At 69.2% G+C, this 11,637-nt stretch carries 9 protein-coding genes; 2 read left to right on the forward strand and 7 right to left on the reverse strand.

Going from position 1 to position 11,637, the window contains the following annotated elements; translation table 11 throughout:
• The first annotated feature begins 74 nt into the window (after positions 1 to 74).
• Positions 75 to 1,433, forward strand: coding sequence for an NADP-specific glutamate dehydrogenase (gdhA, locus tag H521_RS0100380; protein ID WP_026481726.1), 1,359 nt, complete (start codon positions 75 to 77; stop codon positions 1,431 to 1,433).
• Positions 1,434 to 1,464: 31 nt separating this feature from the next.
• On the opposite strand, the gene H521_RS25650 is transcribed toward gdhA, so the two are convergent.
• The 6 genes from H521_RS25650 to H521_RS20570 all read right to left on the reverse strand — a co-directional run bounded on the left by H521_RS25650 (position 1,465) and on the right by H521_RS20570 (position 9,774).
• Positions 1,465 to 2,355, reverse strand: a complete 891-nt coding sequence (locus H521_RS25650; protein ID WP_156891225.1) for a hypothetical protein — start codon at positions 2,353 to 2,355, stop codon at positions 1,465 to 1,467.
• Positions 2,345 to 2,902 carry an RNA polymerase sigma factor gene (locus H521_RS0100390; RefSeq protein ID WP_022891053.1) on the reverse strand — a complete coding sequence of 186 codons (558 nt, stop codon included), beginning with the start codon at positions 2,900 to 2,902 and terminating at the stop codon, positions 2,345 to 2,347. Before H521_RS0100390 ends, H521_RS25650 begins: the two co-directional genes overlap by 11 nt.
• 50 nt (positions 2,903 to 2,952) lie before the next feature.
• Entirely contained in the window at positions 2,953 to 4,422 is a 1,470-nt protein-coding gene (locus tag H521_RS0100395; RefSeq protein WP_022891054.1) for an MFS transporter, read from the reverse strand.
• A gap of 5 nt (positions 4,423 to 4,427) precedes the next feature.
• Positions 4,428 to 4,850, reverse strand: a complete 423-nt coding sequence (locus H521_RS0100400) for a MarR family winged helix-turn-helix transcriptional regulator (RefSeq protein ID WP_022891055.1) — start codon at positions 4,848 to 4,850, stop codon at positions 4,428 to 4,430.
• A 128-nt stretch (positions 4,851 to 4,978) separates the two neighbouring features.
• Positions 4,979 to 5,623, reverse strand: a complete 645-nt coding sequence (locus H521_RS0100405) for a hypothetical protein (RefSeq protein WP_022891056.1) — start codon at positions 5,621 to 5,623, stop codon at positions 4,979 to 4,981.
• Positions 5,624 to 5,664: 41 nt separating this feature from the next.
• Complete coding sequence (locus H521_RS20570) at positions 5,665 to 9,774, reverse strand: NPCBM/NEW2 domain-containing protein (protein ID WP_022891057.1); 4,110 nt, start codon at positions 9,772 to 9,774, stop codon at positions 5,665 to 5,667.
• A gap of 194 nt (positions 9,775 to 9,968) precedes the next feature.
• On the opposite strand from H521_RS20570, the gene H521_RS0100415 reads away from it, so the two are divergent.
• Positions 9,969 to 10,817: an alpha/beta hydrolase gene (locus tag H521_RS0100415; RefSeq protein ID WP_022891058.1), complete on the forward strand. Its 849-nt coding sequence runs from the start codon at positions 9,969 to 9,971 to the stop codon at positions 10,815 to 10,817.
• Between the two features lie 131 nt (positions 10,818 to 10,948).
• On the opposite strand, the gene H521_RS0100425 is transcribed toward H521_RS0100415, so the two are convergent.
• Entirely contained in the window at positions 10,949 to 11,593 is a 645-nt protein-coding gene (locus tag H521_RS0100425; RefSeq protein WP_022891060.1) for a histidine phosphatase family protein, read from the reverse strand.
• Between the last annotated feature and the right edge of the window lie 44 nt (positions 11,594 to 11,637).

Here is an 11,637-nt window from a genome sequence, read left to right on the forward strand (position 1 = left end):
TCGACACTGGGTACTGTGGAGAGGCCGCGCGCGACATGCACCACGTGGCATCCGTTCGACTGAAGGGCCGCGCGTTGGCGAACCGCACCACCATCGAAGACGTCTATGCCGAGACCCTGCGCCGCAATCCGGGTGAGGTCGAGTTCCACCAGGCCGTGCGCGAGGTCTTCGACTCGCTCGGGCGAGTGATCGACAAGCACCCGCAGTACGTGCAGGCCTCCATTCTCGAGCGCGTGTGCGAGCCCGAGCGGCAGGTCATCTTCCGTGTGCCGTGGGTCGACGACGCGGGCCGGGTGCGCATCAACCGCGGCTTCCGCGTGCAGTTCAACTCGGCCCTCGGTCCGTACAAGGGCGGCCTGCGCTTCCACCCGACCGTGCTGCTCGGCACCGTGAAGTTCCTCGGCTTCGAGCAGGTCTTCAAGAACGCGCTCACCGGCATGCCCATCGGCGGCGGCAAGGGCGGCAGCGACTTCGACCCGAAGGGTCGCTCCGACGGCGAGATCATGCGGTTCTGCCAGTCGTTCATGACCGAGGCGTACCGGCACATCGGCGAGTACACGGATGTCCCTGCGGGCGACATCGGCGTCGGTGCGCGCGAGATCGGATACCTCTTCGGCCAGTACAAGCGCATCACCAATCGCTACGAGTCGGGCGTGCTCACCGGCAAGGGCATCACCTGGGGCGGCTCGCTCGTGCGCACCGAGGCGACCGGCTACGGCGCGGTCTACTTCACCGAGCACATGCTCGCGACGCGCGGGCGCTCGTTCGACGGGGCGCGCGTGCTCGTCTCGGGCTCGGGCAACGTGGCCGTCTACGCCATCGAGAAGGTGCACGCCCTCGGCGGGCGGGTCGTCGGTGCCTCCGACTCGTCGGGCGCCATCCACGACCCCGACGGCATCGACCTCGAGCTGCTGCGCGACGTCAAGGAGCGCCGACGCGAGCGCATCTCGGTCTACGCCGACGAGCGCGGCGGTCGGGCGAAGTTCCTGCCCGGGGCATCCGTGTGGGACATCGAGAGTGCCGAGCGCATCGACGTCGCCCTGCCGTGCGCGACCCAGAACGAGCTCTCCGAGGCGCAGGCCGTGCGCCTCGTCGCGGCCGGGGTCGTCGCGGTCGCCGAGGGCGCCAACATGCCCACGACGCCGGGCGCGATCCGGGTGTTCCGCGACGCCGGCGTGCTGTTCGCGCCCGGCAAGGCCGCGAACGCCGGCGGAGTCGCCACCTCGGCCCTCGAGATGCAGCAGAACGCGTCACGCGACTCGTGGGGCTTCGAGCACACCGAGGAGCGCCTCGCCGAGATCATGGCCGGCATCCACGAGCGCACCGCCGCGACGGCCGATGAATACGGCGTGCCGGGCGACTACGTCGCCGGAGCGAACATCGCCGGGTTCACGCGAGTGGCCGACGCGATGCTCGCCCTCGGGGTGATCTGAGGCGAGCGGCGCCCGGCGAGCGGCTGGGGCCTCACGGCCCCCAGTTCGGGCTCGGTGCTCCGAAGCGTTCGATAAGTCCGGTGTCGGTGTAACTCGTGACGCCGACCCCGAAGTTGTACGGGCCTCCCGGAAGGTCATCCACTGGTGGGAGCGGGTCGGTGATTCCGATGCGCGTCCAGTGCGTGACTCGTCCGGTTTGATACTCGGTCGACTCGGAGCCGTCTTCGACGCCGATGGTGAGTTCGGCTGCCGGATCTCCGATCGAGATCCCGCCGCTCGAGCCGACCCCTGGTGCCGTGCGAATGGACAGGCCCGCGACAGCGGCACGGAGTACGGACACATGGAAATCCGGATCGTGCGGAACGGTACCGGGCGAGGTGTCGTCGTTGACGCTGATCCCGTCCCAGTCGTAGCGGGTGCCGGTGAAGCCGTCGCCCCGTGAGACGAGTTCGGTCACGACCGGCGGACCGAACAGTGAAGTGAAGGTGGCGACGATCTCGTCGGCCGGCTGGAAGTAGTCGAATACGGCGAGCTCTGCACCGTTCTCGGTGAGCACGGTGACCGCTGTTGCGGAGATCGTGATCGACGTCGCAATCGGCACGGGCGCGGGTTCGACGAGGTACTCGCTCGCCGGCGGGGTCGGCGTCGGCGTGACCGACGGAGTCGCGGTCGGTGTCGCGGTCGTGGTCGCCGGCGCGGACTGCGTGCCGCCAGGGCCGGGCACGAGCCCGAGCGCGAATGCCGCGCCGGCTCCGATGCCGAGCAGGACGCCCGCGCCGAGGAGCACGGCGAGCAGGCGGTCGACCAGCGACGAGCGCCCGGTCCGTGCGGGGCGCTCAGCGGCGGTCTGTTGGAGCACGTTCTGCTTCATCGACGCCAGCAGGCGTCCCAGGTCATCACCGGTCGGGGGTTCAGTTCTCATCGGCCGTCACCGCCTTCCTCAGCTTCATCCGACTCCGCAGAACTCGTTGTTTGACCGCTCCAACGCTCAATCCGAGCTGTCGAGCGGCATCGGCGTACGGCACTCCATCGACCAGGCAGAGCTCGCAGACGCGGCGGTCGATCGGGTCGAGTGCCGCGATCTCGTCGAGGACCCACCGCAACTGCTCCCGCGCCTGTTCCGCATCGCGTCGCGCATGCGCCGTATGGTCGCTTGCGGACTCTTCGGGCAGTTCGTCGGCGCGGTTCCGAAGGTGCCTGCGAGCAAGGTTCGCGGCGACGTTGCGGCACGTCACGAGCAGCCATGGCAGCACGGACACCTCGGGGACGTTGACTGCATCCGCCCTGCGCCAGAGCGTCATGAATGTGTCCTGAACGATCTCCTCGACGTCCTGACGGCTTGGTGCCAGGGCCCAGGCATATCTCGTCACAGCCGCCGCGTGCCGATCGAACAGGATCGACAATGGTCGTTGGTCGCCCCTCACCAAGCCTTGCAGCAGCTCAGTGTCGGTGCCATCACTCTGGTCCACACGCACCTCCTTACCTGAGAGATGTCGGAGAATGCGCGAAGGTCACAGATTCAGGAGAAATCAGACCGCGCCGGCACGAACTCGCGCGGTGCGAGCTTCGGCAGCCGTATCGGCGACGTCAGTGCCACTTGCTCCGAGAAGTCGGCGGGCACGAGACGGTCGTTCGGCACGGTCGGCAGGAGAGGGCCACGGCGTTCGGCCGCGCGCTCGTCGGTGCCGTCACGAACGACCGGCACGGCCTGCGTCGCGACCACGGCGATCGCGGCCGTCGGAGCATCCGAGAAGCGTACGACCGGCCGCCATGCGAACTCGGGATGCCGCGCGAGCCGCATTCCCCTCGACACCACGAGCCAGCCGAGGCCGATGAGCGCGGCGACGGCCGCCGCGACGGCGGCGAGCCCGAGCGCCCAGCGCGGACCCATGCCGTCGGCGACGGCGCCCACGATGGGCGCCCCGATCGGCGTGCCGCCCGCGAGCACCGCCATGTAGAGCGCCATCACCCGTCCGCGCAGTGCGGGCTCGGTCGTTGTCTGCACGTACCCGTTCGCGGTCGTGAGGATCGTCACCGCGCCGAGGCCGATGAGGATGGTCGAGGCGGCGAACGTCCAGTAGGTGGGCATGAGCGCGGCGGCGAGCGTCGCGAAGCCGAGGAACGCGCACGCGAGGATGATCACCCGGATGCGTGCCCGCTCGCGGCGTGCAGCGAGGAGGGCTCCGGTGAGCGACCCGATCGCGAGGATCGACGACAGCAGCCCGTATTCGCCGGCGCCGCGCCCGAACTCGACGGCCATCGTCGACGAGAAGATCGGGAAGTTCATGCCGAACGCGCCGATGAGGAACACCATGACGAAGACGACCACGAGATCGGGGCGCCCCGCCACGTAGCGGAAGCCCGCGACGAACTGCCCTCGGGCGCGCGGGGCGCGAGGCATCCGCTTCAATTGCCTGCCGCGAAGCATCGCGAGCGCGCCGAGCACGGCGAGGAACGTCACGGCGTTGATCACGAAGACCCAGCCCGAGCCGACGAGCACGATGAGGAAGCCCGCGACGGCCGGACCGATCATGCGGGCGGTGTTGAACGACGCCGAGTTCAGGGCGACCGCGTTGGACATGTTCGAGCTCGACACGAGATCGGAGACGAAGGTCTGCCGCGCGGGGTTGTCGACGGCGTTCACGAGGCCGAGCGCGAGCGCGAAGAGATAGAGGTGCCAGAGTTCGGCGTGGCCGAGGATCAGCAGCAGGCCGAGCCCGAGGCCGAGCAGCATGAGCGCCGTCTGCGTGACCATGAGGATCTTGCGGCGGTCGAAGCGATCGGCGATGAGGCCGGTGATCGGCACGAGCAGCAGCTGGGGCGCGAATTGCAATGCCATGGTGATGCCGACGGCGAAGGCGTCGTTGTCGGTGAGTTCGGTGAGGACCACCCAGTTCTGGGCGGTGGCCTGCATCCAGGCGCCGATGTTCGAGACGAGGGCGCCGATGAACCAGATTCGATAGTTGCGGTGGACGAGGGAACGGAACATGGCACTCACTGGGTGGCGAGTCCTCCCATCAGTTCTGCGGCACGGGCGAGGGTGGCGCGGTCGTCTTTCGACAGCTCGCGCAGGCGGTTGGTGAGCCAGGCATCTCGCTGCGAGATGGTGGCCTTGACGACGTCGCGGCCGGCGTCGTTCAGGGTGAGATTGGTCTTGCGTCGGTCGACCTCGTCGACGGTGCGCACGAGGTAGCCCGCCTCTTCGAGGCAGTTGACCGTGCGGTTCATCGACGGGGCCGAGACCTTCTCGCGGTCGGCGAGCTGGGTCAGGGTCAGGCTGCTGTGCCGGTAGAGCTCGCCGAGCACGGCGAGCTGGGCGTCGGAGAGGGCCTGGTCGGCCTTCTGCGCCCGGAGGCGACGCGCGAGCCTGAAGGTCGCCAATCGCAGGACGCTGCTCTGTTCTGCGATGGTGGCCATAGGGTAGTTAGCTTAGCTCATTAGCCTTGCTAAGCAAAATCGCTGCGGGCCACAGTCGACGAACCGGCAGAACAGCGGATGCCCCGGGCCGCATGTGCGGGCCCGGGGCATCCGGTCTCTGGTGCGGGCTACTCGAACAGTGACAGCGTCAGCGTCGAGGTGTAGTTGCCCGCCGCGACCGTGCTCTCGGTGCGGAGGAACAGCCCGGCGTTCGCGGTCCATGCTCCCTCGGTGGCGATCTCGCCCGAGTTCCACGCCGAGGCGAGCAGCTCCTGGTCGACGAGGCCGACGTTGTTCGCCGGGTCGGCGTCCTGATCGACCACCGTGTCGACCTCGTCGCCGGCGGCGACCAGGCCCGACTCGCCGCCGTCGATCAGTGCCGGGGCCCAGCCGAGGTGGCCGGCGCCGATCGCAGGCTGACCGGCGTCGCCGACGAAGTCGGTGCTGGAGCCGAGCACGTACCAGGCGGCACCCTCGGGGATCTCGTCGGCAGTACGGGTGTCGGTCACCGTGACGGTGGGGAGCGTGCCCGTGAACTGGCGCACGAGCTCGGTCGAGCCCGACTCGGCCAGCGACACCGAGGTGCCGCCGACGGTCATCGCGAGCACGCCGGGCTCGGTCAACTCGGTGACCTCGACGCTCACGTCGACCGAGCTGTCGTCGCCGACGGGGTCGGCTGCGTTCGCCGCGGCGGCGCCGGCCGCGGTCAGCATGAGTGCGCCGAGCGTCACGGCGGTGGCCCGCAACGCGGTGGAAGTGGTGATGCTGCTCATATCAGTTCCTTACTCGGTGGGGTTGGCCGGGGTTTCGGTGATCATCCGCAGGTGCGGGCGTCGTACGGCACGACACGGGGGGTGACCGTGCCGTCGGAGATGCGGGTCGCCTCGACGGTGACCTCACCCGCCGCGACGCTCACCGCCCGGGAGTTGAACGTCGCGACCGCGTTCTTGCCGGCAGCGACCGTGGCGAACGACTTCTCGCCGTAGGCGCTCGTGGTCTTCACCGCGATCGCCTCGTCTTCGCGGTTCGTCGCCTTCACCGTGACGTACGCCTTCGAGGCGATGCACCGGGTCTCGGCGACGACGTCGACGTCGACTTCGGGAACGGCCGATCCGCACTCGAATCGGGCGTCGCCCCAGATGCCGTGGGCGCCGTTGATGCTGCCGGGCGCCTCGACGATCAGGTCGAGGTACTGCACGCCCGTCAGGTCGACGTTCACCGACTCGGGCGCGAAGCCCGGCGTGAAGGTGCGCGACTGGTAGCGGTTCACGTCGTCGACGTTCACCTTGAAGATGACGTTGCCGCCGAAGCCCGACTCGAGCCCCACCTCGGCGGTGAACGCCGTGCAGGCGCCGCCGACGAAGTAGGTGATCTTCGACTGGGCGTGGACGCCGAGCCCCTTCTCGTAGACGGGCGAGGTGCCCGTCGCGGGGTCGGTGTAGTTGATCTTCAGGGGCAGGTCGGGCGATGACGCCGAGTCCTTGTTCGCGACATCCTTGCCGATGACGCCCCAGCCGTTGGTGGCGCTCAGCCACTGCAGGTCGGAGACCCACGCCGAGCCGGTCGGCACCGGCGGCTGCGGCTGGTCGACGACCTGCCAGTCGAAGATCTTCATGCTGGCCTGGTTCGGCAGCACGATCGAGGCGAGCTCCTTCGACGGGTTGAGGCGTACGAGGTTCGAGTACACCTGGTACTTGCCGGTGGGGTACTCGTAGACGTCGGGGTTCGAGGCGCTGTTGCGCCCGAGCGACGTGATCGCCACCGACGAGCCCTGCAGGCCGGAGGCCTGCAGCAGCCAGTTCGGGAAGTACACGCTCTGCGTGCTCGACGTGCCGTCGGTGTAGTTGAGCGTGAGCTCGGGCTTGACGCCGGCGCCCGTCGCCGCCGAGGCGAGCACCGCGAGGTGCGTGCCCTGACCCGAGACGGCGATGGTCTGCCCGGCCGGTGTCACCGAGTTCGGCGTGCCGACGGGCTCTGGCCAGTTGTAGGCGATCGCCGAGTCACCTGTTCCGACGGTGACCGTGCCACCGGGGGTGACACCGGCGGTCTCGAGGGCAGCCTTCGAGAAGGAGTTGCCGCCGCCGTCGAAGTTGCCGGCGGTCGCCGTCGTGAGATCGGTGATCGACACCGCGTTGAAGGCGCCCTGCAGCGAACCGTAGGCGACGTAGAGCTGGTTGGCTCCGGCCACCTCGACCTGCTGGTTCGAGGCCGACGTGTAGGCGGCCTTCACCGTGAGGGTCTGCAGGTCGGCACCCGATTGCTCGGTCACCGCGATGACGAACTCGGCGGTGATCGACGCACCCGGTTCCACCCGGTCGGCGCTGTCGCCGGTGGCCGACGCGAGGGTCCATCCCTCAGGCAGCACGGGGGTGAGCGCAACGCCGGTCTTCGCAGCCGAGCCGGTGTTCGTGAAGGTCGCGGTCGCTGTCGTCTGCTCGCCCTGGAACACGCGGTCTTCGAGGGTGACATCGACGGATGCCGCAGCGGCATCCTGATCGCGACCGCCGACGGCGCTCGTGCCGGTGAGCTCGACGTGAGCCGTGGCATCCGATGCCAGCGTGCCCGTCGACACGACCACGACGCCGCCGGTGCGATCACCGTCGTAGGCCCAGCCCGTGCGACCCTCGAGCGCGGCGACGTCGTCGACCTGCTCGAGCGCCTCGCCGTCGAGGTTCACCGCGTCGGGCTCGGAACCGGTGTGCACCTCGAGGTTGTAGGCGCGATCGGCGGCCTTGCCGTCGTAGTCGCCTTCGCGCTCGCCGAGGTCGATGGTGACCGTGCCCGCTTCGGCCGCTTGCGGCGCCGTGACCTCGAACACCTGGTGGCTCGCCTCGCCGGTGGTGTGCGAGCGGGTGACCTTGTCATCCTCGTAGAGCGTGAACGAGGAGTCGCCCTGCGGGTAGGCCGTCAGGGTGATCGCCGAGTCCTCGGGAACGAGTGAGGCGTTGCGGGCGGTGATGCCCTGCGGCACCACCGCGCCGGCGCGCACGAAGATCGGCAGCTTGTCGAGCGGAGCGGGGTGGCCGTTGATGACCTTGCCGCCCTCGTGGACCTTGCCCGTCCAGAAGTCGACCCATCGGTCGCCCGCCGGAAGGTAGATGCCGTTGCGCACATCGGAGTCGGTGAAGACCGGCGCCACGAGGTAGTCCTCGCCGAGCAGGAACTCGTTGTTCGCCTCGACGCTGTAGGCGCCGGGGTCGCTCGGGTACTCGAGCGCGATCGATCGCATCATCGCGACACCGGTGCGGTGCGACTCCTCTGCGAGCGTGTAGATGTAGGGCATGAGGCGCTGGCGCAGCTGCAGGTACGACCGGTTGATGTCGGTCGCCTCTTCACCGTAGAGCCAGGGCCGCTTGTCGGTCTGCGCCCAGCCGCTCATGGAGTAGAGCGCGGGGGCGAAGGCCTTCCACTGCAGGTCGCGCACGTAGCTCTCAGGCGAACCGCCGAAGATGCCGTCGACGTCACCGGTCGTGAAGGGCATGCCCGAGTTGCCGGCACCGGTGAGTGCCGAGACCTGCCAGCGCACGGCGTCGAGGTTGCCCGAGTGGTCGCCGGTCCACTGCATGCCGCAGCGCTGCGATCCGGCCCAGCCCTCCACCATGAGCGAGGTGCCGCGGGCGTCGGAGTACTGCTCGATGCCGCTGTGCGCAGCCTCGCAGCCGGTGAGTGCCTGGCGGTAGCCCTGGCCGACCCAGGCGACGTCGAGCTTGCGCAGGCGCACGCCGGCCTCGCCGACCTCGAACTCCTGGTTGGTGAGCGAGCGCTGGGTCCAGAGGCCGACCTTGAGGCCGGTCTCGGCCTCGATCGCGTCGACGGTCGCGGGCAGCTCGGTGTACTCGCAGCCGTAGCCGTCGTTGACGAGCATCCAGCCGCCGGGCATGTCGTTCGTGACGAAGTCCTTGGCGAAGTTCAGCGCCTGCGGCGTCTGCAGCTTGGTGGGGTCCTTGAATGCCGTGTACGTCGCGTTCCCGCGGTTGTAGCAGTCGGCGTCGCCGTACTCGAGTCCGTAGACCGGCGGCATCATCGGGCGACCCGTGAGCTGGGTGTACGACTCGAGCGACTCCTTGTAGTCGCCGACGAAGTAGTACGCGTCGAACCGCTTCTCCTCGTGCGTCGTCGTGTGCGCCGCGAAGTCGTAGCTGCCGCGGGCGAAGGTGTTGCGGAGCACGCCGTAGCCGTTGGACGACATGTAGTAGGGCACCGCGTTGGGGTAGCCGTCGTCGTCCCAGTCGAAGTTCTTGGCGATGTTGACGGTGGCGCCGGTGTGCACCGAGCGGCCGTTCTGCATGCCGCCGCCGATGAACTGCTCGCCGGCGATCGGGGCGAGGTGCTGCGTCGCGCTCGACGCGCCGAACGTGATGGGCGCCGATTCCGACCAGATGACCGAGCCGTCGGCCCGTGTCGCGGTCGATGCGCCCGTCGCGCGGTCGATGACGAGCGAGACGGCCTCGGTCGCGATGGTGATCGTGTCGCCCTCGGTCACCGTGACGGCCGGGGCATCGAAGCTGTCGGCGCCGACGACGATGTTCGCCGTGCGGGCCGGGTCGTTCTGGGGGGTGTTGGCCGGGTCGGTGAAGCTGCCGCTCGGGTCGGCCTCGAGCCGGAACGTGCGGTCGTCGAGGAACGAGACCCGCATCGCGCCGGCGGCGGCCGTGAGCGTGACGCTCGCACCGTCGTGCTGCACTGCGCTGATCGCGCCCAGGGGAGTGCCTGCGGCGTCGACGCCGACCTCGGGGGTCACGGGCTTCGGCGTGATCGGCGTGGTTGAGGCGGTGGCAGCGGTGGCAGCTGCCGCCGCCGGAGGCTCAGGTGCGGCGAACGCGGGCGAGATGCCCGTCGTCGCCAGCACGGCGATGGCTGCTGCCGCGACGATCGCCGGGGCGCGTTGGCCCCGTCGTGCGCGGCTCGTGCGTTCGGGGGTCATCAGTGCTCGCTTTCACCATTGATTGCAGTTGACGTGAAGAAGAGCCAAACGCTCATATAAGATCACTTCTTCGTCACTCCGGTCAAGTACTTCCGGAAACGAATCGGTGATTTGCTCGAGAGCTCGGCGACACGGGCGACGGATGTCTCGCTGCTCGACGCCCGCGGCGGCCCGACGCCTGCCACAATGACGGCATGCCCACGTTCACCGATGCGCACGGGGTCCACATCCACTACGAGTCGTGGCGGGTGCCCGATGCAGCGGCCGTCATCCAGCTGGCGCACGGCGTCGGTGAGCACATCGGCCGCTACGCCGGGCTCATCGAGGCGTTGAACGCCGCCGGGTACTCGGTGTGGGCAGACGACCATCGCGGTCACGGGCAGACGGGCTTCGAGCAGCACGGCGGCGACCTCACGCGAATGGGTCGCCTCGGCCCCGGCGGGCTCAGGGCGGCGGTCGATGCGGTCGCAGCGTTCACCCGCGTCATCCGCGAGGCCGAGGGCGACGAGCTTCCGCTCGTGCTGCTCGGCCACTCATGGGGCTCGCTCCTGGCGCAGATCATCGTGAACCGCAGTGCCGGCGACTACGACGGCGTCGTGCTCACCGGCACGGCCTATCGCACGCTGTTCGACATGAACGGCGGCGACCTCAACGCCCGCCACCGCCACCTCGGACCGACACCGGTCGAGTGGCTGAGCCGCGACCCCGCGGTCGCAGCGGCGTTCATGGCCGACCCGTACACGACCGAGGTGCCGCTGCGAAAGCTGTTCGGCACGATCGATGCCGCGCGACTGCTCGGGCGGCCGGCCCGCGGGCTGCCCGCCGAACTGCCGCTGCTCATCATGGTCGGTTCCGACGACACGCTCGGCGGCGAGGCGAGCGCGGTGAAACTCGCCAACGCCTACGCCCGGCGGTCGCGACTCGTCGACGTCGAGCTCATCGTCTACGAGGGCGCGCGCCACGAGGTCTTCAACGAGACGAATCGCGATGAGGTGCTCGCCGATCTCGCTCGCTGGCTCGACGAGCGCTTCGCCGTCGACTGAGCGTCGCGCTGCGCTGCGCGGCGCTGCGCGGCGCTGCACTGCGGCGGCCGACGCCTGCGCGAAATGATCATTCGATCATCGCGAGTGATCGAAGTGATCGAAGTGATCGAAGTGATCGTTCTGGTCGCGCGCTACAGGCCGGCGTGCCACGGCGGCACGTCGTAGCCGAGCAGGCGGATCCGCGGGTGGTGGGCGGCGCGCGACTCGGTCGCCCACGGGTAGACGATCGTCGTGACGTTGCAGTTGCCGAGCACGGGCAGCAGGTCGCGATAGCCGTCGGGATCCATGCCGGCGAGCTCGCAGAACAGCAGCCGGATGAGCGTCGCGTGCGCCACGATCAGCACCCGGCCGTCGGGGAACTCCTCGACGAGTTCGTCGAGGGCCGGCAGTGCACGCGCGATGCCGGCCCGGCCCGACTCGCCTCCCGGGAACGCGTTCGTCGCCGGCGCCTCACGGAACGCCGCCCACTCGGCGGGATACTGCTCGGCGAGCTCGTCGGGAGTCAGCCCCTCGGCTGCGCCGAAGTCGATCTCGACGAGCCGCGCCTCGCTGCGCAGCGGCAGTCCCGTCGTCTCGGCCGAGGGTGAGGCCGAGCGCTGGGCTCGGCTCAGCGGCGACGCGACGATCGCGTCGAGGTGCGCGTCGACCGCCCACGCACCGAGCGCGGCGGCCTGTCCGAGCCCGTGGCGTGTGAGTGGCACATCAGAGTTGCCCGCGTAGCGATGATCGGCGTGCCACGTGGTCTCGCCGTGCCTGGCCAGGAAGAACGTCGTCATGCGGCCAGCGTACGCAGGCCACCGTGGATTGAGCAGGGAGCGCG

This window comes from Agromyces subbeticus DSM 16689 (genome assembly GCF_000421565.1).
In the GTDB taxonomy this organism is placed as follows: Bacteria; Actinomycetota; Actinomycetes; order Actinomycetales; family Microbacteriaceae; genus Agromyces; species Agromyces subbeticus.